Genomic DNA, 24,227 nt, shown 5'->3' on the forward strand with positions numbered 1-24,227 from the left:
GGGGCGGCGATCGGGGACGCCCGCCGAGCTCGTCTCTGGGCAGCGGCTACACCGGACTGCTGTGCGCGATCCGCCTGGCCCGCCGCACCCGGCGGACCGGCGCCCGCGTCATGCTGGTCAACCCGTCGGCCGGTTCACCGAACGGCTGCGGATGCATCAGGTCGCCGCCGGACAGGAATTGGCGGACCATCAGATCCCCGAACTCCTGGCGGGAACGGGCGTCGAGTTCGTGCGGGGCACGGCGACGGGCATCGACATCACGGGCCGGACAGTGGCGGTGCGGACGCCGGAGGGCGCGGCCGAGCTGCCTTACGACAGCCTCGTGTACGCCATCGGCAGCTCCACCGACACCGACGCCGACGCGGTGCCGGGCGCCGCTGAGTATGCCGAGACCCTCAACAGCCCTGCCGCTGCACACCACTTCGCCACCCGGCTCGCCCGCCTGGCAGCCGACGGCGGCACCGTGGCCGTGTGCGGCGGCGGCCTCACCGGCATCGAGGCGGCCACCGAGATCGCCGAGAGCCACCCGGGCCTGCGCGTCACGCTGATCAGCCGCGGCGAACCGGGCGCCATGATGGGCCGGAAGGCGCGCGCCCACCTCCACGCAGCGTTCGGGCGCCTCGGCATCACCCTGCGCGCCGGCTCCGCGATCACCAAAGTCCCGCCCGACGGCGTCGAGTTGGCCGACGGCCGGCACATCGCGTCCGACGTGTGCTTGTGGACCACCGGCGTACGGGTCTCCGCCCTCGCGGCGGACTCCGGAATCGCCGTCGACGGGCGCGGCCTCATCCTGGTCGACGCCACCCTCCGCTCGACCTCGCACCCGGAGATCCACGCGATCGGCGACGCCGCCGCCGTCCGTCAGGCGTGGGGGCAGGTCTCCACGGCACCTGCCAGAGCGGCCTCCCCGTCGCCGCGTACACCGCCGACGCGCTGGCCCGCCGGCTGCGCGGCAAGGCCGTCAAGCCGTTCCGCTTCGGCTACTTCCACCAGCCCCTCAGCCTCGGCCGCCGCGATGCCGTCATCCAGTTCACGCGCGCCGACGACACCCCGCGCCGCCGGCTCCTGCACGGCAGGCCCGCCGTCGCCTACAAGGAGACGATCAGCGGCAGCCCGCTGAAGCTCTACCGCCTCGGCAAGCGCATGAGGCCGCTGCTGCCGCGTACGCCGCTGAGCGCAGGGCGCGGCCCGCGGATACGACGTAGGGAGCAGCCGGGGTCGTGCCCCTCGTACGACGCGGTACGCGGCACGAACCGCGATCCTCGTGATGTCGCCGCCGCACCACGACGTCACCAACACCCCATCCTCACCCAGGAGTTAGCCAGATGTCTGCTGTCACCTCCCCCGCGCGGGCCACAGTGGCCGCGCCCGCGTCCAACCGCCTCGCCCTCACCGGAGTCGGCTTCGCCGTCCTCTTCCTCGCGAGCCTCGTCTTCTCCGGCCTCGCCGGCAGTGCCACCTACCCGTCGCCGTTCGACGCGGACAAGGTGGCGGAGGCGTACTTCGCCGACAACGGCGGCGTCGTCCTCGGCATGGGCATCCTGCAACTGCTGTCCGTCGTGCCGCTGGTCGCCTTCGTCCTGGCGCTGGCCAAGAGGGCCGCGAGGGCGGGGCTCGTGAGGGCCGCCGGCCTCTGCGCCGCCGCGGGCCTTGCGGCCTGTGCGCTCATCGGTCTCGCCATCCCCGTGTTCGACGCGAGCGGCGACACCCTGCACACGCTGCACGACCTCACCTTCATGGCGGGCGGCCCGGCCCACGTCCCGTTCCTGGGGATCGTCGTCGGCGCGAGCGCACTCGCCTTCCGTACGTCGGCCCCCCGCTGGACCACGGTCCTGGGCCTGACGTCGGCCGCGCTCGCGCTCCTGTCGGTCGTCACCTTCGTGAGCGAGCCGCTGATGCCGCTCCTCCCGCTCGGCCGCTTCACGGCGATCCTCTGGATCGTGGTCACCGCGGTACGGGCGGCCCGCCTCCGCAAGTGAAGAGAGGGCGTCGCGGGACGCGTACGCCCAGGCACCCCGTCAACCCCCTGGGAGCATGCCCCGATGACCGACGCCACGCCCGCACCTGACCCGTTCCTCGAGCACCGGCGGCTGCTGCACTCCACCGCCTACCGGATGCTGGGCAGCGTCGCCGATGCCGAGGACGTCCTGCAGGACGCCTGGCCGAGCTGGAACTCGGCGGACCGCGACGCCGTCCGGCACCCCAAGGCGTACCTGGTACGCACGGTCACCAACCTGTCGCTCAACCGGCTCACTTCGGCGCGGGCCACCCGCGAGACCTACATCGGCCCGTGGCTCCCCGAACCCATGCTCACGTCACCCGACATCGCGGAGGAGAGCGAGATGGCCGACACCGTCGACGAACGTCCCGAGGCCACCGTCCGGCAGATCGCCCACCGGGCCCGCGCGCACGTCCAGGCGCGCCGCCCCCGCTTCGACACCGATGCGGACCAGCGCCGCCAGGTCACCGCACGGTTCCTGCCATGTCGCGCGCTGGTTCCTCGGCGTCCTGGCGAAGCCCGTGCTGACGGGCGTCACGCTGGAGCCCGCCACGATCAACGGCGATCTGGGCATCCTGATCAAGGTGGGTGACTACATCGGCGGCTGTCTGACCTACGACCTGGCCGACGGCGTGATCCAGAACATGCGCCTCCAGTTCAACCCGGAGAAGCTGAGCGGGCTTGGCGGGCTGAGCGGACCGGGTGCGCCGAGCGGGCCGGGTGCGACCACCCGGGCGCCGGACGATCCGGCCCCGGGCCTCGCCTAAACTCGACCCCCTGATGACCGCAACCCTCGTCGCCAAGAACCTCGCCGCCGGCCACGGCGACCGCTCGCTGTTCTCCGCCCTGGAGCTGGTCGTCGCCCCCGGCGACGTCATCGGCCTTGTCGGCGCCAACGGCGCGGGAAAGTCCACCCTGCTCCGCCTCCTCGCGGGCCTCGACACCCCGGAGACCGGCGAACTCCGGCTCTCCCCGCCCAGCGCGTCCGTGGGCCACCTGCCCCAGGAGCCCGACCGCCGCCCCGGCGAGTCCATCCGCGCCTTCCTGGCCCGCCGCACCGGCGTCGCCGAGGTCCAGCGGACGATGGACGAGGCCACCCAGGGCTTGGTCGACGGGGCGCCGGGCGCGGACGACGCGTACGCGCAGAGCCTGGAACGCTGGCTGGCCCTGGGCGGCGCCGACCTGGACGAGCGGGCCGACGAGGTCGCCGACTCGCTCGGCCTGAGCGTCAGCCTCGACCAGCCCATGACCTCCCTCTCCGGCGGTCAGGCCGCCCGCGCGGGCCTCGCGTCGCTGCTCCTTTCCCGCTACGACGTGTTCCTCCTGGACGAGCCGACCAACGACCTCGACCTCGCCGGCCTCGACCGCCTGGAGAGCTTCGTACGAGGGCTGCGGGCCGGCACGGTCGTCGTCAGCCACGACCGCGAGTTCCTCACCCGCACGGTCACCAAGGTCCTCGAACTCGACCTCGCCCAGCAGCAGATCAACCTCTACGGCGGCGGCTACGAGGCGTATCTGGAGGAGCGGGACGTCGCGCGCCGCCACGCCCGCGACGAGTTCGAGGAGTACGCCGACAAGAAGTCCGCCCTCGAAGGCCGCGCCCAGATGCAGCGGTCCTGGATGGACAAGGGCGTCAAGAACGCCCGTCGTAAGGCGGGTGACAACGACAAGATCGGCCGCAACTTCCGCAGCGACGCCAGCGAGAAGCAGGCGGCGAAGGCCCGCCAGACCCAGCGCATGATCGAACGCCTCGACGTCGTCGAGGAGCCCCGCAAGGAGTGGGAGCTGCGCATGGAGATCGCGTCGGCGCCGCGCTCCGGCAGCGTCGTCGCCACGCTCCGCGACGCGGAGGTGCACCGCGGCGACTTCACCCTCGGCCCGGTCACCCTGCAGATCGACTGGGCGGACCGCGTCGCCATCACCGGCGCGAACGGCTCGGGCAAGTCGACGCTGCTCGGCGCCCTGCTGGGCCGCGTCCCCACGGACGCCGGGCACGCGGCCCTCGGCTCAGGCGTGCTCGTCGGCGAAGTCGACCAGGCCCGCGCACTGTTCCACGGCTCGGAGTCGCTCCTGGACGCGTTCTGCGCCGCCGTGCCGGACACCGAGCCCGCCGAAGTGCGCACACTCCTTGCCAAGTTCGGCCTGAAGGCCGCACACGTCCTGCGCTCCGCGGCCACCCTCTCCCCGGGCGAACGCACCCGCGCGGCGCTCGCGCTTCTCCAGGGGCGCGGAGTCAATCTGCTCGTCCTCGACGAGCCGACGAACCACCTCGACCTGCCCGCGATCGAACAGCTGGAAGCGGCGTTGGAGGCCTACGAGGGCACGCTGCTCCTGGTCACGCACGACCGCAGGATGCTGGACGCGGTGCGGGTGACGAGGCGGCTGGAAGTGACTGACGGCAAGGTGCTGGAACTTCCGGCACCGTGACGCCTGCGGGGCACACGGGCGGGTGGGCGGGAAAGCCCGGCCGCCAGGCCGGGAACACCACCCACCCACCCGCAGGGAGGTACCTCAGCGCTGCTTCGGGTCCAGAAGCCCAGCCCGGCGCAGAGCATCAGCCATCGCATCATTAGCCGGCGACGGCCCCTGCCGCTTCTGCTGCCGCTGCCCCTGACCGCCCTGCTGGCGAGGCGGTCGCTGCCCTCGCTGCTGCGGCGGACGCCCGCCGCGCCTGGGCTGCTCCCCGCTGGAGGCGCCCCCGCCAGCCTCATCGTCCAGGCGCAGCGTCAACGAGATCCGCTTGCGCGGAATGTCGACGTCCATGACCTTCACCTTGACGATGTCGCCCGGCTTCACCACGTCCCGCGGGTCCTTGACGAACGTCTTGGACATCGCCGAGACATGCACGAGCCCGTCCTGGTGGACGCCGATGTCCACGAAGGCACCGAACGCCGCCACGTTCGTGACGACACCCTCCAGGACCATCCCGGACGCCAGGTCGGAGATCTTCTCGACGCCGTCCTTGAAGGTCGCCGTCTTGAACGCGGGACGCGGGTCGCGCCCCGGCTTCTCCAGCTCCTTCAGGATGTCGCTCACGGTCGGCAGACCGAAGGACTCGTCCACGAACTCGTCGGCCCTGAGCGAGCGCAGCGTCGCCGTGTCGCCGATCAGCGAGGCGACCTCGCCGCCCGTCTTCTTCGCCATCTTGCGCACCACCGGGTACGCCTCGGGGTGCACGCTGGACGCGTCCAGCGGGTCGTCGCCGCCCCGGATGCGCAGGAAGCCCGCGCACTGCTCGTACGCCTTGGGGCCGAGCCGCGGCACGTCCTTGAGGCCCTTGCGGGACGAGAAGGGGCCGTTCGCGTCGCGGTGGGCCACGATGTTCTCGGCGAGACCCGAGCCGATCCCGGAGACCCGGGCGAGCAGCGGGGCGGACGCGGTGTTCACGTCCACGCCGACGCCGTTCACACAGTCCTCGACGACCGCGTCGAGCGAGCGCGACAGCTTCACCTCGGAGAGGTCGTGCTGGTACTGGCCGACGCCGATGGACTTCGGGTCGATCTTCACCAGCTCGGCGAGCGGGTCCTGAAGGCGCCGGGCGATGGACACGGCGCCGCGCAGCGACACGTCCATGTCGGGCAGCTCCTGCGAGGCGAACGCGGAGGCCGAGTACACGGAGGCGCCCGCCTCGGAGACCATCACCTTGGTGAGGTTCAACTCCGGGTGTTTGGCGATGAGTTCACCGGCGAGCTTGTCCGTCTCGCGGGACGCCGTGCCGTTCCCGATCGCGATCAGGTCGACCGAGTGCTCCTTGGCGAGCTTCGCCAGGGTGGCCAGGGACTGGTCCCACTTGTTGGCCGGTACGTGCGGGTTGATGACGTCCGTCGCGACGACCTTGCCGGTCGCGTCGACGACGGCCACCTTCACACCCGTACGGAAACCGGGGTCGAGGCCCAGCGTCGCGCGCGTGCCCGCCGGTGCGGCGAGCAGCAGGTCGCGCAGGTTGGACGCGAAGACCCGCACCGCCTCGTCCTCGGCGGCCGTGCGCAGGCGAAGACGCAGGTCGATGCCGAGGTGCACGAGGATGCGGGTGCGCCAGGACCAGCGGACCGTGTCCTGCAGCCACTTGTCCGCGGGGCGGCCGCGGTCGGCGACGCCGAAGCGGTGGGCGACGATCCCTTCGTAAGAAGACGGGCCCTCCGCGGCCTCCTCGGGCTCCAGGACGAGGTCGAGGACCTCCTCCTTCTCGCCGCGCAGCATCGCGAGGACGCGGTGCGACGGCAGTTCCTTGAAGGGCTCGGCGAAGTCGAAGTAGTCGGCGAACTTGGCGCCCGCCTCCTCCTTGCCCGCACGGACCTTCGCGGCGAGGCGGCCGCGCACCCACATGCGCTCGCGCAGCTCGCCGATCAGGTCGGCGTCCTCGGAGAACCGCTCGGCGAGGATCGCGCGGGCGCCGTCCAGGGCGGCCTGCGGGTCGGCGACACCCTTGTCGGCGTCGACGAACGCGGCGGCGGCCGCGTGCGGGTCCACGGACGGGTCGCCGAGCAGGCCGTCGGCCAGTGGCTCCAGGCCCGCCTCGCGCGCGATCTGCGCCTTCGTGCGCCGCTTCGGCTTGAACGGCAGGTAGATGTCCTCGAGCCGCGCCTTGGTGTCCGCCGCACGGATCCGGGCTTCGAGCTCGTCGGTGAGCTTGCCCTGCTCACGGACCGATTCGATGATCGCCGCGCGCCGGTCCTCGAGCTCCCGCAGATAACGCAGCCGCTCCTCGAGCGTGCGCAGCTGCGCGTCGTCGAGCATCTCGGTCGCTTCCTTGCGGTAGCGCGCGATGAAGGGCACCGTCGAACCGCCGTCGAGCAGGTCGACGGCGGCCTTCACCTGCCGCTCCCGTACACCGAGTTCCTCGGCGATCCTGCTTTCGATGGATGCTGGAGTGGACGTCTGCAGAGGTGCCACGTTCCGGTACCGCCTTCTCACTGGGGTTGCCGGGCAATTGTGGCAGGTGGCACCGACAGCGGGGGGATCAGACCCGGCGTGCCCGGCCCGGCCGTCGTGTCGGCCGTCGGCCCGTCCGCCGTCCGGAGCGTGAGGCGCCGCCGAACAGCCGGGCGAGGGCGCGGAACGGCAGTGCGACCACCGCGGCGAGGGTGGCACCGATCTGGCGCAGGATGTCCGCGATCGCACGGAGCATGGGCGTTTCCCTTCCGTCTCGCGGGCCGGTGCGGAATGCGTCGGCCCTCGCGACGTCCGGGTACCTCAGCCGGGACGGGCCATGCTCAGGCCTTGCCGAGCAGATCGGCGGGGAACGCGCCAGCCGTCAGCGCGGCTCCGATGAACGCCGACCCCAGCTCGGTGAGGCGCTCGACGCCCGCGGCGCCAAGGTGCTCGTACGGCGCACGGTCGAGGCGGTCCGTGGCCTCCTCGATGTCCCGGCGCAGCGCGACGCCCGCCTCCGTCAACTCGCCCGCGCCGTCGAGCAGTCCGCGGGCCCGCAGCCGCTCCACGGCGGCGTCCCAGTCCTCCTGGGTCCAGCCGCGTGTGGTGAAGATCCACTTCGGTGTCATGCCCTTACCCGTCGCGGTGTGGCTCACCAGGGCCTCCACCGCGTCGAGTTCGGCGTCCAGGAGGACCGCCAGATGCCCGTCGCCCCGGTGCTCGCGGAGCAGCGTCGCGGCGTGGAAGTACGCGAGATGCGGCTGCTCGGGGACGGGCAGGTCCGCGTGGGCGGCGTACAGCGGGCGCCCGGAGCGGGAGCAGGCCTCGGCGGCGCGCAGGGCGAGCTCCGCCGCCTCCGCCATCTCCGGCGATGCGAGGGCCTCTTCGCCCAGGAGACGCCGCAGGGTCGCGTCGACGGCACGCGCGCGTGCCGCAAGGACGTCCTCGGGGGACGCGACGCGCCAGATCGCGGGCACGTGCTCCGCGACGAGGTCGTACTTGTAGTTGTAGAACGCGGCCGTGACCGCCCCGGCGCCGACCGGGCCCATCGCCGCCGTGCGCACGGCGAAGTTGACCGCCCGGGGGTTCGTGATCCCGATCCCGGCGAGCTCGCGGCCCACGTCGGGCGAGAAGTAGTGCGTCGAGTGCAGCGAGTTGAGCATGTTGTGACATCGACGTCCCGCGCGCGGGTGCAGCGCGGCGGCCGGGGACGAGGGCGTGAGAGAAGTCATGGACGCACGTTACCGACTGGTTGGTATGAGGTGAAGCCCCAAGCACCGGCACGGCCGTGATGGCAGTAAAGGTGGGGGACTCGTCATTGCGGACAACTCACGCCTGGCGAAGAATCAAGGGCATGGAGCAGCGAACGGTCCTGGTCGTCCTCTACAACGGCGTCCAGAGCCTCGACGTCACCGGACCCGTCGAGGTCTTCACCGGGGCATCCGCCTACATAGGCGCCCCCGAGCCCGCGTACCGGATCCGCACCGCCTCCCTGGACGGCGCTCCCGTCCGCACATCGAGCGGGCTCACCCTCGTCCCGGACTCGTCCCTGGCCGAAGCCCCCGTGCCGCACACGCTCCTGGCGCCGGGCGGCAACGGCAGCCGCAGCCCCGACCCGCGCCTGATCGACTGGCTCCGCATCAACGCCCCGCGCGCACAGCGCCTCGTCTCGGTCTGCACCGGCGCGGCCCTGCTCGCCGCGGCGGGCCTCCTGGACGGCCGCCGGGTGACGACCCACTGGGCGTACAGCGACCAGCTGGCCCGCGACCACCCGGCCGTCGACGTCGACCCGGACCCGATCTTCGTGCGCGACGGCCATGTCGCGACCTCGGCGGGTGTCACCGCCGGCATCGATCTGACCCTGGCCCTCGTCGAGGAGGACCTGGGCAGGGAGGCGGCGCTCACGGTGGCGCGGCATCTCGTCGTCTTCCTGCGGCGCCCGGGCAACCAGTCGCAGTTCAGCGCCCAGCTCGCCGCGCAGACGGCCCGGCGCGAACCTCTGCGCGAGGTCCAGCAGTGGATCACCGAGCACCCGGACGGCGATCTGTGCGTCGAGTCGCTCGCCGCCCGCGCCCGGCTCTCTCCACGGCACTTCGCCCGCGCCTTCCAGACGGAGACCGGCATGGCGCCGGGCAAGTACGTCGAGCGCATCCGCGTCGAGCACGCGCGCCGCCTCCTGGAGGACACCTCCGACGGCATCGCCGAGGTCTCCCGCGCCTGCGGTTACGGCACCCCCGAGGCGATGCGCCGGGCCTTCATCAAGACCCTCGGCGCGGCGCCCGCCGAGTACCGGAGGCGCTTCCACGCCCCACCCACCGACCCGGCGGCACCCGCCCTCCACGGATAGGCCCCCATGCAGATCGCCATCGCCCTGTTCGAACGCTTCACCGCCCTCGACGCGGTCGGCCCGTACGAGACCCTGAGCCGCATCCCCGGCGCCGAGACCGTCCTCGTGGCGGAGCGGCCGGGCCCGGTGCGGGGCGAGCGCGGCTCCCTCGCACTCGTGGCGGACCGGGCCTTCGCCGACGTACCGAGCCCCGACGTCGTGGTGGTCCCCGGCGGCCCCGGCCAGAGCGACCACATGGCGCACGAGCCGCTCCTGAGCTGGCTCCGCTCCGTCGACGCCACCAGCACCTGGACGGCGTCGGTGTGCACCGGTTCCCTCCTGCTCGCCGCGGCGGGGCTGCTCAAGGGCCGTCGCGCCACGTCGCACTGGCTCGCGCTCGCGGATCTTGAGAGGTTCGGCGTGGAGCCGACGGCGGAGCGGGTGGTGTTCGACGGCAAGTACGTCACGTCCGCCGGGGTCTCCTCCGGCATCGACATGGGGCTCACCCTCGTCGGCCGGATCGCGGGCGACGAGCAGGCCCGCACCGTGCAGCTCCTGGCGGAGTACGACCCTCAGCCGCCGTACGACGCGGGGTCCCCGGAGAAGGCGCCCGCGCACCTGGTCGAGAAGTTCCGCGCCAAGAGCCGCTTCAGCCGGCCGTCCACGTGAAGCGCGGCGCACGGCGCTCCAGGAAGGCGGCGACCCCTTCGGCGGTGTCGCCGCCGTCGCGTGCCTGCCCGGTCCAGTACGCGTCCCGGTCGGTGCGCCCGGCCGCGAACTCCTTCGCCGCCGCCTGCGTCAGCTGGGAGCGCGCCGCCAGGACCTTGGTGAACTCCGCGACCCGCTTGTCCAGTTCACCGGCGGGCAGCACCTCGTCCACAAGGCCGGTGCGCAGCGCACGCTGCGCGTCGATCAACTCACCCGAGAACAACAGGTACTTGGCGGTCGCGGGCCCCACCAGGGACACCAGGCGCCGGGTGGACGACGAGGGGTAGACGATCCCCAGCTTCGCCGGAGTGATCCCGAACAGGGCGCCCTCGTCCGCGAACCGCAGATCGCAGGCCGCCGCAAGCTGACTGCCGCCGCCCACGCAGTGGCCGCGCACCGCGGCCAGCGTCGGCTTGGGGAAGGCGGCGAGCGCGTCCTCGGCCCGCACCGCGAGCTCCTGCGCCTCGCCCGGCGACTGACGCAGCGAGGAGATGTCGGCGCCCGCGCAGAACGTCGACCCGTCACCGGTCAGCACTACCGCGCGCACTGCGGGATCGGCGGCGAGTCCCGCGAGCAGCGGGGGCAGCCGCCGCCACATGTCCGTGGTCATGGCGTTGCGCTTGGCCGGATGATCGATGACGACGGTGGCGACGCCGTGCGTGACGGCCTGCCTCAGCTGCGGCTCCATGCGCCGGATGCTATCCGCACCCCTCGAACGTACGATCAAGAAGGGGCGCGGAACGGAGACGCTGATGGCCGCATCCAAAAGCGCCAGGACCCACGCATCCCTGACCCGGGACGCGCGGAAGCTCAGCCGCAGCCTCGGGCTGCTTGCCCTCCTCGGCGTGATCCTGGCGGTGGCCGGGCTCGTCGGCCTCGTCTACACCGGTGTCGCCACGCTCACCTCGATGTTCCTGTTCGGCTGGCTGCTCCTGGTCGGCGGCTGCGTCGGCCTGCTGCACGCGGTGCAGTCGAGCGGCACGAACTTCTTCTGGGTCGGTGTCGTCGTGGCGGCGCTGAACATCGCGGCCGGCGTCGTGATCATCGCCAGGCCCGATGTGGCGGCCGAGGCGCTGACCATGTTCGCTGCGCTGCTCTTCCTGACCGGCGGTGTGTTCCGTCTCGTCGGCAGCCTGGTGGCGCGCGGCCCGCAGTTCGGCTGGACCCTGGTGCAGGGCGCCTTCGGTCTGCTGCTCGGCATCCTGGTGCTCGCCGAGTGGCCGAGCAGCAGTCAGTACGTGATCGGCTGCTTCTTCTCGCTCGCCCTGCTCTTCGACGGCCTCGGCCTGCTCGCCGCGGGTGTCGCAGGGCGCCGGATCGTCGACATGGTCGCCGAACGGCCGGCTCCCGAACGATCGGAGCAGCCAGAACAACCCGTACAAACCGAAGAAAACTTGAAAGAGGAACCAAGGGGGCAGGAACAGTCAGACAACTGACGCGGTCATGCGTCACTGATCAAATGCCGTCGATACTCGCTGACTTATGGTCAGTAGTGCGGTCCGGACCAGAGCATTCCCAACACTCGATGTGTGGTGACAATCGAGCGCAAGGGCGGCGACCGGACGATGGACGACGACGGGAGGGGGCGCAGCCCACTCCCTCGGGGGAGCGGAAGGGTGCCGTACGAAGGCGTGTGGCGGTTCACCGCCGCGGCCGTCGACGCCTCCGTGCCCCAGGCACGGCACGCGGTACGTGATCTGCTCGCCCGGCAGGGTGTGCCCGCATCGGACGATCTGGTGCAGGGCCTGCTGCTCATCGTCTCCGAGCTGGTCACCAACGCGGTGCGGCATGCCGCCCTCCTCTCGCCGATGCTCGCGGTAGAGGTCGCGGTGGGCGCGGATTGGGTGCGGGTCTCCGTCGAGGACGACCACCCCTACCGCCCGACCGCCCTGGTGGCCGACCACGGACAGACGGGCGGGCGCGGTCTCCTCCTTGTCCGGGAGATCACCCAGGAGGCGGGCGGCGCCTGCGACGTGGAGCACACGGCGAGCGGGGGCAAGGTCATCTGGGCGGCCCTGCCCCTGAAGCCCAACGGCACCGTCTGACGCTACGGATTCACCAGCCCGCCGAGGGTCCGGTCAGCTCGCGGATCGCGGGCCTGGCCGCGTCGAGGACGGTCATGAACCAGGCGGAGAACGGACCCTGCGCGTGCCGGACCGCCAGTTCATCGGCCGTCACGAACGCGGTCCCGCCGACCTCGGACGTGTCGGGCCGCAGCGGCGACTGCACCATCCCCACGAACAGGTGGTTGAACTCCTGCTCCACCAGGCCCGAGTCGGGGTCCGGGTGGTTGTAGCGCACGGTGCCCGCCTCGGCGAGCAGCGAGGGCGAGACGCCCAGCTCCTCGTACGTGCGGCGGGCGGCCGCAGCGAACGGCGCCTCGCCCGGGTAGGGGTGCCCGCAGCAGGTGTTCGACCAGACGCCGGGGGAGTGGTACTTGCCCAGGGCGCGCTGCTGGAGGAGCAGACGGCCCTGCTCGTCGAAGAGGAAAACGGAGAACGCCCGGTGCAGCTGCCCGGGCGCCTGATGCGCGGAGAGTTTCTCCGCTGTGCCGATCGTCCTGCCGTCCTCGTCGACGAGTTCCAGCAAGATCGCTTCTCCGGTGCCGTTCGACGAGCTGTTCGCCGCGGTGGCAGGTGTGATCGGCATACCCATCCTTCGCTTCGGTCTACGAACCTCAAGTCTGCCGTACCGGAGGGCCTGACACCCTCAGTGGCACAGCTTCGCCTCGTGCTCCGCGTGCCCGACCGGCTCCAGTTGGAACGTGCAGTGCTCGACGTCGAAGTGGTCGCCCAGGCAGCCCTGCAGCTCGTGCAGCATCTTCTCGTGGCCGATCGCGTTCAGCGTCTCGGAGCTGACGACCACGTGCGCGGAGAGAACAGGCATCCCCGAAGTGATGGTCCACGCGTGCAGATCGTGGACGTCCTCGACGCCCGGCAGACCCAGTATGTGCGAGCGGACCTCGGCCATGTCGACGCCCTTGGGCGCCGACTCCAGGAGCACGTTCAGCGTCTCCCGCAGCAGCTTCACCGTACGCGGGACGATCATGAGGCCGATCACCAGCGAGGCGATCGGGTCCGCGGCCTGCCAGCCGGTGGTCAGGATAAGCACCGCCGCGACGAGCACCGCCACGGAACCGAGCGCGTCCGCCATCACCTCGAGGAAGGCGCCGCGCACATTCAGGCTGTCCTTCTGACCGCGCATCAGGAGCGAGAGCGAGATCATGTTGGCGACGAGGCCGATGACACCGAAGACGATGGTCAGTCCGCCCTCGGTCTCGGCGGGCGTGATGAACCGCTGGATCGCCTCGTACAGCACATAGCCGCCGACGCCGAGCAGCAGCAGACAGTTGGCGAGCGCGGCAAGGATCTCGGCGCGTGCGTAGCCGAACGTGCGGGACTCGGTCGGCGGCCGGTTGGCGAAGTGGATCGCGAGCAGGGCCATGCCGAGCCCGAGCGCGTCCGTCGCCATGTGCGTCGCGTCCGCGATGAGCGCGAGCGAATCCGCCATGATCCCGCCGACGATCTCGACCACCATGACGGTGATCGTGATCGAGAGCGCGACGCGCAGCCGCCCCCGGTACGCGCTGGTGGCCGTCCCCCCGTGCGTGTGTCCGTGATCGTGCCCAGCCCCCATGGAAGCCGCCTCCGTGTGCTCGGTATCGGTCTTCTGTTCCCCGGTCGTGCGCTTGACGCGATCACAGTGAACTACGGGTGGGGGGTATCTCGCAACGCGGCACTGAACACCGTTGTCATATGCTCTGACCTGCGGAAATGACCGCAGGTCAGAGCGTTGAGGGGGTCAGGGGCGGCGCGCCTCGGGGTGGTGGAGGCACCAGCCGGCCCAAGCGGATTCGACCATCTCGCGTACACCGCGCCGGGCCGTCCACCCCAGCTCCTTGGCGGCAAGGCCCGCGTCCGCGACGGCCCGCGGCGCGTCACCCGCGCGGCCGGGCTCCACGAGGGCGGGGCGGGTGTCACCGGAGACCTCGCCGATGAGCGTGACGAGTTCGCGTACGGAAACGCCCTCGCCGCGGCCGATGTTCACCGTCAGATCGCCCTCGGGTCGCTCCGTCACCCGGCGGGCCGCAGCGAGGTGCGCGTCGGCGAGATCGGCGACATGGATGTAGTCACGGACGCAGGTGCCGTCCGGCGTCGGGTGGTCGTCCCCGAAGATCCGCGGCGCCTCGCCGCGGGTGATCCGGTCGAAGACCATCGGTACGACGTTGAAAACGCCGGTGTCCGCCAGCTCGGGAGCCGCCGCCCCCGCCACGTTGAAATAGCGCAGGCACACGGTCGCGATGCCGTGCGCCCGGCCCGCGGCCCGCACCAGCCACTCCCCGGTGAGCTTCGTCTCGCCGTACGGATTGATCGGTGCGCACGGAGTGTCCTCGCTCACGAGGTCCACGGCGGGCGGATTGCCGTACACCGCGGCCGACGACGAGAAGACGAACCGCTTGATCCCGGCATCGGCCACCGCTTCGAGCAGTGTCACCAGGCCGCCCACGTTCTCCCGGTAATAGCGAAGCGGCTGCTCCACGGACTCGCCGACCTGCTTGCGGGCCGCGAGATGCACCACACCCGTCACGCCGTGCTCGGCGAAGACTCGACGCAGCAGCGCACCGTCGAGCGATGAGCCCCGAATGAGAGGGATGTCCGACGGCAGCCGCTCCGGAACCCCGGCCGATACGTCGTCGAGGACGACGACCCGCTCCCCGGCACCGGCCATCGCCCGCACCACGTGTGCCCCGATATATCCCGCTCCACCTGTGATCATCCACGTCATGGGCGTCCACTTTATGCCGGTCGATGAAGTGCGGTTTGTGGGGCCGGGCCCCCATCCACCATGATGATCGCGTCGGCGGCGGCCCTGCAGGCCGTGCTTATCGGGCCGTAAACGGGCGGTGAACGCCCGCTTCTATTCATCCGATAGCCTCAGCCGACGTGCCGCCCGGCCGCACCGGCCTGGGGCGCCCCTCATCACGCACGTGCGCGGCGCGAGCCGCGCCGTGAATCAAGGAGTGAGTTCGTCTGTCGACCGCCATCCTGACCGGTCAGCCGGTCCCCGGGTCGCCGCTCGAAGGCGATCTGCGGTCCCTGGGCTTTGACGTGCGGATCGCCTCCGACGCGGCGGAAACCGAGACGCTGCTCGCCGCCGTACCGGCAGGTCAGCGCGTCGCGGTCGTCGACGCGCGCTTCGTGGGCCACGTCCACGCGCTCCGCATCGGCCTCACGGACCCGCGCTTCGCCGCCTCCGCGGTGCCCGGCGCCGTCTCCGCGAAGCCCGAGGCACGGGCGGGCCTGACCCGGGCCCTGCACACGACGACGAGCGGCAACGGCGGCGGCTCCGCCACGGCGGTCGAGGCGCTCGCCGACCACATCGCCGAGGCGATCGAGGCCGAAGGACAGGACGTCCACCGCCCCGACCTCGGCACCCTGGTCGCCACCGTGCCCGGCGATCCGCAGGCCCGGAACGAGGCACGGCAGGCCGTCGCCGCCGTGGACGAAGAGGCCGTACGCCTGCGCACCGCGGTCAAGTCGCGCGACGGCTTCTTCACGACGTACTGCATCTCCCCCTACTCGCGCTACATCGCCCGCTGGTGCGCGCGCCGGGGCCTGACCCCGAACCAGGTCACCACCGCGTCCCTGCTCACCGCGCTCATCGCGGCGGGCTGCGCGGCGACCGGAACGCGCGGCGGCTTCATCGCCGCGGGACTCCTCCTGCTCTTCTCCTTCGTCCTGGACTGCACGGACGGGCAGCTCGCCCGCTACTCCCTGCAGTACTCGACGCTCGGCGCCTGGCTCGACGCGACCTTCGACCGCGCCAAGGAGTACGCCTACTACGCGGGCCTCGCGCTCGGCGCGGCCCGCGGCGGCGACGACGTATGGGCGCTCGCGCTCGGCGCGATGGTCCTGCAGACCTGTCGGCACGTCGTGGACTTCTCCTTCAACGAGGCGAACCACGACGCGACCGCCAACACCAGCCCCACCGCGGCCCTTTCGGACAAGCTCGACAGCGTCGGGTGGACGGTCTGGGTGCGCCGGATGATCGTCTTGCCGATCGGTGAACGCTGGGCGATGATCGCGGTGCTCACCGCGGTCACCACCCCGCGCATCACCCTCGTCGTCCTGATCATCGGCTGTGCGCTCGCCGCCTGCTACACCACGGCGGGCCGCGTCCTGCGCTCGCTGACCCGCAAGGCAACGCGGACCGACCGGGCCGCCCAGGCCCTCAGTGATCTCGCCGACAATGGCCCGCTGGCCTCGGCCTTCGCCGCGCTCGGTGCCCGGCCCTGGCTGCGGCCCGCGCCCGTCATCGCCTTCGCCGGTGGCGCCGCGCTTGTCGGTACGGCGCTGGCCAACTCCTACGGCAGCCCCGTGGTCGTGGTGGGCGCGGTGGCGTACGTCGTTCTGTCGGGCCTCGCCCTGGCCCAACCCCTCAAGGCCCCCCTCGACTGGCTCGTTCCGCCGTTCTTCCGCGCGGCCGAATACGGCACCGTCCTGGTACTGGCGGCCAAAGCCGATGTGAACGGAGCGCTGCCCGCGGCTTTCGGCCTGGTGGCCGCGGTCGCCTACCATCACTACGACACGGTGTACCGCATCAAGGGCGGTACCGGCGCGCCCCCGCACTGGCTGGTGCGGGCGATCGGCGGCCAAGAAGGCAGGGTCCTGGTGGTCGCACTGGCCGCCGCCCTGCTGCACGACACAGATTTCACCGTCGCGCTCACGGTATTCGCCGTGGCCGTGGCACTTGTGGTGCTCGTCGAGAGCATCCGCTTCTGGGTGACCGCTCACAAGCGCGGAGCACCCGCCGTACACGATGAAGGAGAACCCGCATGATCGGCCTCGTGCTGGCGGCCGGCGCCGGACGGCGTCTTCGCCCTTACACGGACACCCTGCCCAAGGCCCTGGTGCCCGTCGATGGTGACACCACCATCCTGGACCTGACGCTCGGCAACTTCGCCGAGATCGGTCTGACCGAGGTCGCGATCATCGTCGGCTACAAGAAGGAAGCCGTCTACGACCGCAAGGCGGCGCTCGAGGAGAAGTACGGCCTCAAGCTCACGCTGATCGACAACGACAAGGCCGAGGAGTGGAACAACGCCTACTCCCTCTGGTGCGGTCGTGACGCGATCAAGCACACGGTGATCCTCGCCAACGGCGACACCGTGCACCCGGTCTCCGTCGAGAAGACGCTGCTCGCCGCCCGCGGCAACGGCAAGAAGATCATCCTCGCCCTCGACACGGTGAAGAACCTCGCCGACGAGGAGATGAAGGTCATCGTGGACCCCGAGAAGGGCGTCCAGAAGATCACCAAGCTGATGGACCCGGCGTCCGCCACCGGTGAGTACATCGGTGTCACGCTCATCGAGGGCGACGCCGCCGACGATCTTGCCGACGCCCTGAAGACCACCTTCGAGCGCGACCCCGACCTCTACTACGAGGACGGCTACCAGGAGCTCGTCAACCGCGGCTTCAAGGTCGACGTGGAGCCGATCGGCGACGTCAAGTGGGTCGAGATCGACAACCACGACGACCTCGCCAAGGGCAGGGAGATCGCGTGCCTGTACTGACGAGGCTCATCCCCTCGCCGGTCGTCGTCGACATCCGGCCGGGGGCGCTCAACGACCTGGCCGGTGTCCTCGCCGACCAGCGGATCTGCTCGTCTACCGGCAAGCTCGCCATCGCGATCAGCGGTGGCTCCGGCGCGGTCCTCCGCGAGCGCCTGGAGCCCTCGCTGCCCAGCGCCGAGTGGTTCGAGGTGGGCGGCGGCACGCTCGATGACGCCATCAAGCTCGCCGACGCCATCAAGAAGGGCCGCTACGACGCCGTCGTCGGCCTGGGCGGCGGCAAGATCATCGACTGCGCCAAGTTCGCCGCGGCGCGCGTCGGCCTGCCGCTGGTCGCCGTCGCGACGAACCTGTCGCACGACGGTCTCTGCTCGCCGGTCGCCACGCTGGACAACGACGCGGGCCGCGGCTCGTACGGTGTGCCGAACCCCATAGCGGTCGTCATCGACCTCGATGTGATCCGCGAGGCCCCCGTACGGTTCGTGCGCTCCGGCATCGGCGACGCCCTGTCCAACATCTCCGCGATCGCGGACTGGGAGCTGGCCGCGCGTGAGCGCGGCGAGGACATCGACGGTCTCGCGGCCGCGATGGCGCGCCAGGCCGGCGAGGCGGTCCTGCGCCACCCCGGTGGCGTCGGCGACGACGGCTTCCTGCAGGTCCTGGCCGAGGGTCTGGTCCTGACCGGCATCGCGATGTCCGTCTCGGGCGACTCCCGTCCGGCGTCCGGCGCCTGCCACGAGATCAACCACGCCTTCGACCTCCTCTTCCCCAAGCGCGCGGCGAGCCACGGCGAGCAGTGCGGCCTGGGCGCGGCCTTCGCGATGTTCCTGCGCGGGGCGCGCGAGGAGTCGCTGTACATGGTCGAGGTGCTGCGCAGGCACGGCCTCCCCGTGACGCCGGAGGAGATCGGCTTCACCGTGGACGAGTTCGTCCAGGTCGTGGAGTACGCCCCGCAGACGCGCCCCGGGCGCTACACGATCCTCGAGCACCTCAATCTGAATTCCGACCAGATCAAGGACGCATACGCCGACTATGCCAAGGCCATCGGTAGCTGAACTCCGCCCCGTCGTTCACCCCGCAGGGGTGAAGGACCGGCGCAGCGGTGAGCACTGGGCGGGACGCCTGTACATGCGAGAGATCTCGCTGCGCTGCGACCGCTACCTGGTGAACACCAGGATCACGCCCAACCAGCTCACGTATCTGATGACCGTGGCCGGCGCCCTCGCCGCCCCGGCGCTTCTGGTGCCGGGGATCACGGGCGCCGTGCTCGGCGTGGTGATGGTCCAGCTGTATCTCCTGCTCGACTGTGTCGACGGCGAGATCGCACGCTGGCGCAAGCAGTACTCGATGGCCGGGGTCTACCTGGACCGTGTCGCCGCCTACCTGTGCGACGCCGCGGTCCTGGTCGGCTTCGGCCTGCGGGCCGCCGACCTGTGGGGCTCGGGCCGGATCGACTGGCTGTGGGCCTTCCTCGGCACGCTCGCCGCGCTCGGCGCCATCCTGATCAAGGCGGAGACCGACCTCGTCGGTGTCGCCCGTCATCAGCAGGGCCTCGCGCCGGTCAAGGAGTCGGCCTCCGAGCCGCGCTCCTCCGGCATGGCCCTGGCCCGCAAGGCCGCGGCGGCGCTCAAATTCCACCGCCTCGTGCTCGGCATCGAGGCGTCGCTGCTCATCCTGGTCCTCGCGATCGTGGACTCGGTCCGCGGCGACCTGCTCTTCTCGCGGATCGGTGTCGCCGTACTCGCCGGCATCGCACTCCTGCAGACCCTGCTGCACCTCGTGTCCATCCTCGCTTCGAGCAGGCTGAAGTGAGTGCCGCGGGGAGCCGGCCCCTGAAGGTCGGCGCGGTCATCATCACCATGGGCAACCGGCCGCAGGAGCTGCGCGCCCTGCTCGACTCGGTCGCCAAGCAGGACGGCGACCCGGTCGAGGTGGTCGTGGTCGGCAACGGCGCCCCCGTGCCGGACGTCCCCGAAGGCGTACGCACCGTCGAGCTGCCCGAGAACCTCGGCATCCCCGGCGGCCGCAACGTCGGCATCGAGGCCTTCGGCCCCGGCGGCACCGATGTCGACGTACTCCTCTTCCTGGACGACGACGGCCTCCTGGCCAACATGGACACGGCCCAGCTGTGCCGCGAGGCCTTCGCCGCTGACCCGAAGCTCGGCATCATCAGCTTCCGTATCGCGGACCCGGACACGGGGGAGACCCAGCGGCGCCACGTGCCCCGCCTGCGCGCGGCCGACCCGATGCGCTCCTCGCGCGTGACGACCTTCCTCGGCGGCGCCAACGCCGTCCGTACGAAGGTCATCGCCGAGGTCGGCGGTCTGCCCGACGAGTTCTTCTACGCCCACGAGGAGACCGACCTCGCCTGGCGCGCGCTGAACGCGGGCTGGATGATCGACTACCGCGCCGACATGGTGCTCTTCCACCCGACGACCGCCCCGTCCCGGCACGCGGTCTACCACCGGATGGTCGCCCGCAACCGGGTCTGGCTCGCACGCCGGAATCTGCCCCTCCTCCTGGTCCCGGTCTACCTCGGGGTCTGGATGCTCCTGACCCTGGCCAGGCGCCCTTCGGGCCCCGCGCTCAAGGCCTGGTTCGGCGGTTTCAAGGAGGGCTGGACGACGCCCTGCGGGCCTCGCAAGCCGATGAAGTGGCGTACGGTGTGGCGCCTGACCCGACTGGGCCGACCTCCTGTCATCTGACAAGCTCGGGTCTGAGAACATCTGGGCCATACCCCGGTCCCTGGCCCACGCCTACGCCCGACCGGCTGCGCATCTGAAGACGAAAGTTTCCACTCGTGAGTGAGACAACGCATGACGGCGGGGTCGCGGTGACAGCATCCCCGTCGACTCCGTCGCCCGATGACGGGCTCTCCCGGGCCGATCTCGCCGCCAAGTACGGTCTGACCGTCAGCGGCGCACGGCCCGGACTTTTCGAGTACGTCCACCAGCTCTGGGGACGGCGCCACTTCATCCTCGCCTTCTCGCAGGCGAAGCTGACCGCCCAGTACAGCCAGGCCAAGCTCGGCCAGCTGTGGCAGGTGGCGACGCCGCTCCTCAACGCGCTCGTCTACTTCCTGATCTTCGGCCTGATCCTGGAGGCGGACCGGGGCTTCGAGCGCGAGGTCTACATCCCGTTCCTGGTCACGGGTGTCTTCGTCTTCACCTTCACGCAGAGCTCGGTGATGGCGGGCGTCCGGTCGATCTCGGGCAACCTGGGCCTGGTGCGTGCGCTGCACTTCCCGCGCGCATCGCTGCCGATCTCGTTCTCGCTGCAGCAGCTCCAGCAGCTGCTCTTCTCGATGATCGTGCTGTTCCTCATCACGATTGGCTTCGGCAGCTACCCCAAGCTGTCCTGGCTCCTGATCGTCCCCGTCCTCGCCCTGCAGTTCCTGTTCAACACGGGCCTCGCGATGATCATGGCAAGGCTCGGCAGCAAGACCCCCGACCTCGCGCAGCTGATGCCGTTCGTGATGCGTACGTGGATGTACGCGTCGGGCGTGATGTTCTCCATCCCGGTCATGCTGGAGGGCAAGCCCGCGTGGATCGCGGACGTCCTGCAGTGGAACCCCGCGGCCATCTACATGGACCTGATGCGCTTCGCGCTGATCGACGGCTACGGCAACGAGTACCTCCCGACGCACGTCTGGGCGGTCGCGGCCGGCTGGTCCGTGCTCCTTGCCGTCGGCGGTTTCGTGTACTTCTGGAAGGCTGAGGAGCGGTACGGCCGTGGCTGACGACAAGATCGACCAGAATGCCGGCAAGGGGCACATCCCCACCGTCATCGCCGACGAGCTGCACATCGTCTACCGCGTCAACGGCGCGAAGACGGGCAAGGGCAGCGCCACCTCCGCGCTGAGCCGGATCATCAAGCGCGGCGAGGAGCGCGGCGTACGCAAGGTGCATGCCGTGCGCGGCGTCAGCTTCACCGCCTACCGCGGCGAGGCCATCGGCCTGATCGGCTCGAACGGCTCCGGAAAGTCCACGCTGCTTCGCGCCATCGCGGGCCTGCTCCCCGCCGAGAAGGGCAAGGTCTACACCGACGGCCAGCCCTCGCTGCTCGGCGTGAACGCGGCCCTGATGAACGACCTGACGGGCGAGCGCAACGTCATACTCGGCGGGCTCGCGATGGGCATGACGCGCGAGCAGATCAAGGAGCGCTACCAGGAGATCGTCGACTTCTCGGGCATCAACGAGAAGGGCGACTTCATCACCCTGCCGATGCGCACCTACTCCTCCGGCATGGCCGCCCGCCTGCGGTTCTCCATCGCGGCGGCCAAGGACCACGACGTACTGATGATCGACGAGGCGCTCGCCACCGGCGACCGCAAGTTCCAGAAGCGCTCCGAGGCCCGCATCCGCGAGCTGCGCAAGGAGGCGGGAACGGTCTTCCTCGTCAGCCACAACAACAAGTCGATCCGCGACACCTGTGACCGCGTGCTGTGGCTGGAACGCGGCGAGCTGCGCATGGACGGACCGACCGACGAGGTCATCAAGGAGTACGAGAAGTTCACGGGCAAGTAGCCCGTCACCTGACCCGTATGCAGCAGGGCCCCGCCGGACTCAACCCGGTGGGGCCCTGCTGCGTCATGAGTCTTCGACCGCACCGGTGGACAACTCAAGTCACTGGCGCCCAGGGAAGATTGGGGCCAATCGGTGTGTTGTTGTGATGCGCAGAACACCCCGACGATGCACGCCGCGTTGTACAACGTAAGCTGTACCGGTGCTGATTCGCGGCAAGTGGGGCGATATCGCGCGGCGCCCCGGCTCAGTGCACGGCCTGCCTCACGGAGGGCCGGGCGGCGTGTCCGAAATAGGATGTATTGGGTCGGCAGTGTAGAACGGGAGATGTGACGGCAATGGCTACGGATGATCTCCAGCTACGCGACGCATCCGCCGTCCTCGAGAAGGCCGCGGACGAGAACTTCCCGGTGGCGCCCTTCTTCCTGCCCCGCGCCTGGCGCGACGACCTGATGGCCGTGTACGGCTACGCCCGCCTCGTCGACGACATCGGCGACGGCGACCTGGCACCCGGCGGCGCCGACGCACGCTACCTGGGCGTGGACCCCGAGGCCGCCGAGGACAGGCTGCTCCTCCTGGACGCCTTCGAGGCCGACCTGCACCGCGTCTTCGATTCCACTCCGAGTCACCCCCTGCTGCGGGCGCTGCAGCCCACCGTGCGCCGCTGCGGTCTCACCCCGGAGCCCTTTCTCGGCCTGATCGCGGCCAACCGCCAGGACCAGCTCGTCGGGCGCTACGAGACGTACGACGATCTTCTGGCCTACTGCGAACTGTCCGCGAACCCCGTGGGCCGCCTCGTCCTCGGCATCACCGGCACCGAGACGCCCGAGCGCGTCCGCCGCTCGGACGCCGTATGCACCGCGCTCCAGATCGTCGAGCACCTCCAGGACGTGGCCGAGGACCTGGGCCAGGGCCGCATCTACCTGCCCGCCGAGGACATGAAGCGTTTTCATGTCCAGAAGCGAGATCTGGCCGCACCGACAGCAGGCGCGTCGGTGCGCGCACTGGTTGCATATGAAGCAGAACGCGCCCGCTGCCTCCTGAATGAAGGCACCCCCCTGGTGGGTAGCGTCCACGGGCGGCTGAAGGTGCTGCTCGCTGGGTTCGTGGCAGGGGGGAGGGCGGCGGTCTCGGCGATCGCCGTCGCCGGATACGACGTACTTCCTGGTCCGCCGAAGCCCACCAAGCTCCGTTTGCTGCGTGAGGTGGGAGCGGTTCTGCGAGGAGAGGGGTGAGCCGGACCGTGGAGTCAGGCCCGAACGTGTCCGCGCCGGTACTCGCCGCGTATTCCTACTGCGAGGCCGTCACCGGGCAGCAAGCACGCAATTTCGCTTACGGCATCAGGCTGCTGCCGTTGCCCAAGCGCCGCGCGATGTCGGCGCTCTACGCGCTGTCGCGGCGGGTTGACGACATCGGCGACGGCGCGCTCGCGCCGGACGTCAAGGCCGAGCGGCTCGACGAGACGCGGGCCCTGCTCGCCCGCATCCAGGCCGGTGACGTGGACGAGGACGACACCGACCCGGTCGCCGTCGCGCTCGCGCACGCGGCGACGCACTTCCCGATCCCGCTCGGCGGTCTAGACGAGCTGATCGACGGCGTCCTGATGGATGTGCGCGGTGAGACGTACGAGACGTGGGAGGACCTTAAGGTCTACTGCCGCTGTGTGGCGGGGGCCATCGGGCGGCTCTCCCTCGGCGTGTTCGGTACGGAGCGGGGGGCGCTCCACGCCGAGCGCGCGCCGGAGTATGCCGACACGCTCGGCCTCGCGCTCCAACTCACCAACATCCTCAGGGACGTTCGCGAGGACGCGGAGGGCGGCCGCAGCTATCTGCCCGCCGACGACCTCGCCAAGTTCGGCTGCTCCGCCGGGTTCTCGGGCTCCGAGCCGCCCGCCGGTTCCGACTTCGCCGGGCTCGTGCACTTCGAGGTGCGCAGGGCGCGGGCGCTCTTCGCCGAGGGGTACCGGCTGCTTCCCATGCTCGACCGGCGCAGCGGTGCCTGCGTCGCTGCCATGGCGGGCATCTACCGGCGGCTTCTCGACCGCATCGAGCGGGAGCCGGAGGCGGTCCTGCGTGGCCGTGTCTCGCTGCCGGGCCGTGAGAAGGCGTACGTCGCCGTGCGCGGTCTCTCCGGTCTCGACGCACGCACCATCTCCCGACAGACCGTCAGGAGGCGTACGTGATGCTCCGCAACCGGCGGGCAACCCTCCGCACCGGCCCGGCGTCCCAG

General features: G+C 70.7%; 24 protein-coding genes and 1 pseudogene. 17 read left to right on the plus strand and 8 right to left on the minus strand.

All coding sequences use genetic code 11. The features are described 5' to 3' along the window. Window positions 1–46 precede the first annotated feature (46 nt). Window positions 47–190: a hypothetical protein gene (locus tag AB0O76_RS42965; RefSeq protein WP_365503097.1), complete on the minus strand. Its 144-nt coding sequence runs from the start codon at window positions 188–190 to the stop codon at window positions 47–49. On the opposite strand from AB0O76_RS42965, the gene AB0O76_RS42970 reads away from it, so the two are divergent. The 4 genes and pseudogenes from AB0O76_RS42970 to AB0O76_RS42985 all read left to right on the plus strand — a co-directional run bounded on the left by AB0O76_RS42970 (window position 179) and on the right by AB0O76_RS42985 (window position 4,426). Continuing rightward, the gene (locus AB0O76_RS42970; protein WP_365503100.1) at window positions 179–1,120 is read left to right on the plus strand and encodes an FAD-dependent oxidoreductase; all 942 of its coding nucleotides are present in this window, start codon (window positions 179–181) and stop codon (window positions 1,118–1,120) included. The two genes, AB0O76_RS42965 and AB0O76_RS42970, sit on opposite strands and share 12 nt — an antisense overlap. 205 nt (window positions 1,121–1,325) lie before the next feature. Then, complete coding sequence (locus AB0O76_RS42975; RefSeq protein ID WP_365503103.1) at window positions 1,326–1,979, plus strand: hypothetical protein; 654 nt, start codon at window positions 1,326–1,328, stop codon at window positions 1,977–1,979. A 63-nt stretch (window positions 1,980–2,042) separates the two neighbouring features. Next, window positions 2,043–2,766, plus strand: a pseudogene (locus AB0O76_RS42980) (sigma factor). 13 nt (window positions 2,767–2,779) lie between these two features. Continuing rightward, window positions 2,780–4,426 (plus strand): ABC-F family ATP-binding cassette domain-containing protein, encoded by a 1,647-nt coding sequence (locus tag AB0O76_RS42985; RefSeq protein ID WP_365503106.1) that lies wholly within the window; start codon window positions 2,780–2,782, stop codon window positions 4,424–4,426. 84 nt (window positions 4,427–4,510) lie between these two features. On the opposite strand, the gene AB0O76_RS42990 is transcribed toward AB0O76_RS42985, so the two are convergent. From AB0O76_RS42990 to AB0O76_RS43000, 3 genes are all read right to left on the minus strand, one after another. Then, window positions 4,511–6,892 carry a Tex family protein gene (locus AB0O76_RS42990; protein WP_365503109.1) on the minus strand — a complete coding sequence of 794 codons (2,382 nt, stop codon included), beginning with the start codon at window positions 6,890–6,892 and terminating at the stop codon, window positions 4,511–4,513. Between the two features lie 67 nt (window positions 6,893–6,959). Further along, complete coding sequence (locus AB0O76_RS42995) at window positions 6,960–7,127, minus strand: LPFR motif small protein (protein ID WP_365503112.1); 168 nt, start codon at window positions 7,125–7,127, stop codon at window positions 6,960–6,962. 85 nt (window positions 7,128–7,212) lie between these two features. Next, window positions 7,213–8,103, minus strand: coding sequence for a hypothetical protein (locus AB0O76_RS43000; RefSeq protein ID WP_365503115.1), 891 nt, complete (start codon window positions 8,101–8,103; stop codon window positions 7,213–7,215). A 122-nt stretch (window positions 8,104–8,225) separates the two neighbouring features. Between AB0O76_RS43000 and AB0O76_RS43005 the strand changes: the two genes are divergently transcribed. Further along, a complete protein-coding gene (locus tag AB0O76_RS43005) occupies window positions 8,226–9,218 on the plus strand; it encodes a GlxA family transcriptional regulator (RefSeq protein ID WP_365503118.1) in 993 nt (330 codons plus the stop codon). Window positions 9,219–9,224: 6 nt separating this feature from the next. Further along, window positions 9,225–9,866 carry a DJ-1/PfpI family protein gene (locus AB0O76_RS43010; protein ID WP_365503121.1) on the plus strand — a complete coding sequence of 214 codons (642 nt, stop codon included), beginning with the start codon at window positions 9,225–9,227 and terminating at the stop codon, window positions 9,864–9,866. Here the strand turns inward: AB0O76_RS43010 and AB0O76_RS43015 are convergent. Continuing rightward, on the minus strand, window positions 9,847–10,593 hold the full coding sequence (locus AB0O76_RS43015) for an enoyl-CoA hydratase/isomerase family protein (protein ID WP_365503124.1): 747 nt from the start codon (window positions 10,591–10,593) through the stop codon (window positions 9,847–9,849). The two genes, AB0O76_RS43010 and AB0O76_RS43015, sit on opposite strands and share 20 nt — an antisense overlap. Before the next feature lie 64 nt (window positions 10,594–10,657). Here AB0O76_RS43015 and AB0O76_RS43020 point away from each other — a divergent pair, with 64 nt between their 5' ends. After that, entirely contained in the window at window positions 10,658–11,341 is a 684-nt protein-coding gene (locus AB0O76_RS43020; protein ID WP_365503127.1) for an HdeD family acid-resistance protein, read from the plus strand. Between the two features lie 129 nt (window positions 11,342–11,470). Further along, window positions 11,471–11,950, plus strand: coding sequence for an ATP-binding protein (locus AB0O76_RS43025; protein WP_365503185.1), 480 nt, complete (start codon window positions 11,471–11,473; stop codon window positions 11,948–11,950). Between the two features lie 10 nt (window positions 11,951–11,960). On the opposite strand, the gene idi is transcribed toward AB0O76_RS43025, so the two are convergent. From idi to galE, 3 genes are all read right to left on the minus strand, one after another. Beyond that, the gene (idi, locus tag AB0O76_RS43030; RefSeq protein WP_365503130.1) at window positions 11,961–12,554 is read right to left on the minus strand and encodes an isopentenyl-diphosphate Delta-isomerase; all 594 of its coding nucleotides are present in this window, start codon (window positions 12,552–12,554) and stop codon (window positions 11,961–11,963) included. Window positions 12,555–12,614: 60 nt separating this feature from the next. After that, entirely contained in the window at window positions 12,615–13,541 is a 927-nt protein-coding gene (locus AB0O76_RS43035; protein WP_365503133.1) for a cation diffusion facilitator family transporter, read from the minus strand. A gap of 165 nt (window positions 13,542–13,706) precedes the next feature. Beyond that, window positions 13,707–14,690: a UDP-glucose 4-epimerase GalE gene (galE, locus tag AB0O76_RS43040; RefSeq protein ID WP_365503136.1), complete on the minus strand. Its 984-nt coding sequence runs from the start codon at window positions 14,688–14,690 to the stop codon at window positions 13,707–13,709. Between the two features lie 245 nt (window positions 14,691–14,935). On the opposite strand from galE, the gene AB0O76_RS43045 reads away from it, so the two are divergent. The 9 genes from AB0O76_RS43045 (at window position 14,936) to hpnD (ending at window position 24,180) form a co-directional block, all read left to right on the plus strand. Continuing rightward, window positions 14,936–16,744 carry a DUF5941 domain-containing protein gene (locus tag AB0O76_RS43045; RefSeq protein ID WP_365503188.1) on the plus strand — a complete coding sequence of 603 codons (1,809 nt, stop codon included), beginning with the start codon at window positions 14,936–14,938 and terminating at the stop codon, window positions 16,742–16,744. Next, window positions 16,741–17,478, plus strand: a complete 738-nt coding sequence (locus AB0O76_RS43050) for a phosphocholine cytidylyltransferase family protein (protein ID WP_365503139.1) — start codon at window positions 16,741–16,743, stop codon at window positions 17,476–17,478. The genes AB0O76_RS43045 and AB0O76_RS43050 overlap by 4 nt, the downstream gene beginning before the upstream one ends. Continuing rightward, a complete protein-coding gene (locus tag AB0O76_RS43055) occupies window positions 17,466–18,530 on the plus strand; it encodes an iron-containing alcohol dehydrogenase family protein (RefSeq protein WP_360775009.1) in 1,065 nt (354 codons plus the stop codon). The genes AB0O76_RS43050 and AB0O76_RS43055 overlap by 13 nt, the downstream gene beginning before the upstream one ends. Further along, on the plus strand, window positions 18,508–19,287 hold the full coding sequence (locus tag AB0O76_RS43060) for a CDP-alcohol phosphatidyltransferase family protein (RefSeq protein WP_266872421.1): 780 nt from the start codon (window positions 18,508–18,510) through the stop codon (window positions 19,285–19,287). The genes AB0O76_RS43055 and AB0O76_RS43060 overlap by 23 nt, the downstream gene beginning before the upstream one ends. A 47-nt stretch (window positions 19,288–19,334) precedes the next feature. Next, complete coding sequence (locus AB0O76_RS43065) at window positions 19,335–20,180, plus strand: glycosyltransferase (RefSeq protein ID WP_365503191.1); 846 nt, start codon at window positions 19,335–19,337, stop codon at window positions 20,178–20,180. Window positions 20,181–20,275: 95 nt separating this feature from the next. Beyond that, the gene (locus AB0O76_RS43070; RefSeq protein ID WP_365503143.1) at window positions 20,276–21,214 is read left to right on the plus strand and encodes an ABC transporter permease; all 939 of its coding nucleotides are present in this window, start codon (window positions 20,276–20,278) and stop codon (window positions 21,212–21,214) included. Next, entirely contained in the window at window positions 21,207–22,001 is a 795-nt protein-coding gene (locus AB0O76_RS43075) for an ABC transporter ATP-binding protein (RefSeq protein ID WP_365503146.1), read from the plus strand. Before AB0O76_RS43070 ends, AB0O76_RS43075 begins: the two co-directional genes overlap by 8 nt. 335 nt (window positions 22,002–22,336) lie before the next feature. After that, complete coding sequence (hpnC, locus tag AB0O76_RS43080) at window positions 22,337–23,233, plus strand: squalene synthase HpnC (protein WP_365503149.1); 897 nt, start codon at window positions 22,337–22,339, stop codon at window positions 23,231–23,233. Next, on the plus strand, window positions 23,230–24,180 hold the full coding sequence (gene hpnD, locus AB0O76_RS43085; protein WP_365503152.1) for a presqualene diphosphate synthase HpnD: 951 nt from the start codon (window positions 23,230–23,232) through the stop codon (window positions 24,178–24,180). Before hpnC ends, hpnD begins: the two co-directional genes overlap by 4 nt. Window positions 24,181–24,227: the final 47 nt, after the last annotated feature.

It is taken from the genome of Streptomyces sp. NPDC086554 (genome assembly GCF_040686095.1).
Lineage (GTDB): Bacteria > Actinomycetota > Actinomycetes > Streptomycetales > Streptomycetaceae > Streptomyces.

Coding starts and splice junctions, on each gene's coding strand:
- AB0O76_RS43050 (WP_365503139.1), top strand. CDS start 16,741: ATGATCGGCCTCGTGCTGGCGGCCGGCGCCGGACGGCGTCTTCGCCCT.
- AB0O76_RS43010 (WP_365503121.1), top strand. CDS start 9,225: ATGCAGATCGCCATCGCCCTGTTCGAACGCTTCACCGCCCTCGACGCG.
- AB0O76_RS43020 (WP_365503127.1), top strand. CDS start 10,658: ATGGCCGCATCCAAAAGCGCCAGGACCCACGCATCCCTGACCCGGGAC.
- idi (WP_365503130.1), bottom strand. CDS start 12,554: ATGCCGATCACACCTGCCACCGCGGCGAACAGCTCGTCGAACGGCACC.
- AB0O76_RS43035 (WP_365503133.1), bottom strand. CDS start 13,541: ATGGGGGCTGGGCACGATCACGGACACACGCACGGGGGGACGGCCACC.
- hpnC (WP_365503149.1), top strand. CDS start 22,337: ATGGCTACGGATGATCTCCAGCTACGCGACGCATCCGCCGTCCTCGAG.
- AB0O76_RS43015 (WP_365503124.1), bottom strand. CDS start 10,593: ATGGAGCCGCAGCTGAGGCAGGCCGTCACGCACGGCGTCGCCACCGTC.
- AB0O76_RS42975 (WP_365503103.1), top strand. CDS start 1,326: ATGTCTGCTGTCACCTCCCCCGCGCGGGCCACAGTGGCCGCGCCCGCG.
- AB0O76_RS42995 (WP_365503112.1), bottom strand. CDS start 7,127: ATGCTCCGTGCGATCGCGGACATCCTGCGCCAGATCGGTGCCACCCTC.
- AB0O76_RS43065 (WP_365503191.1), top strand. CDS start 19,335: ATGGGCAACCGGCCGCAGGAGCTGCGCGCCCTGCTCGACTCGGTCGCC.
- AB0O76_RS43005 (WP_365503118.1), top strand. CDS start 8,226: ATGGAGCAGCGAACGGTCCTGGTCGTCCTCTACAACGGCGTCCAGAGC.
- AB0O76_RS43000 (WP_365503115.1), bottom strand. CDS start 8,103: ATGACTTCTCTCACGCCCTCGTCCCCGGCCGCCGCGCTGCACCCGCGC.
- galE (WP_365503136.1), bottom strand. CDS start 14,690: ATGACGTGGATGATCACAGGTGGAGCGGGATATATCGGGGCACACGTG.
- AB0O76_RS42965 (WP_365503097.1), bottom strand. CDS start 190: ATGGTCCGCCAATTCCTGTCCGGCGGCGACCTGATGCATCCGCAGCCG.
- AB0O76_RS43060 (WP_266872421.1), top strand. CDS start 18,508: ATGCCAAGGCCATCGGTAGCTGAACTCCGCCCCGTCGTTCACCCCGCA.
- AB0O76_RS43025 (WP_365503185.1), top strand. CDS start 11,471: ATGGACGACGACGGGAGGGGGCGCAGCCCACTCCCTCGGGGGAGCGGA.
- AB0O76_RS42985 (WP_365503106.1), top strand. CDS start 2,780: ATGACCGCAACCCTCGTCGCCAAGAACCTCGCCGCCGGCCACGGCGAC.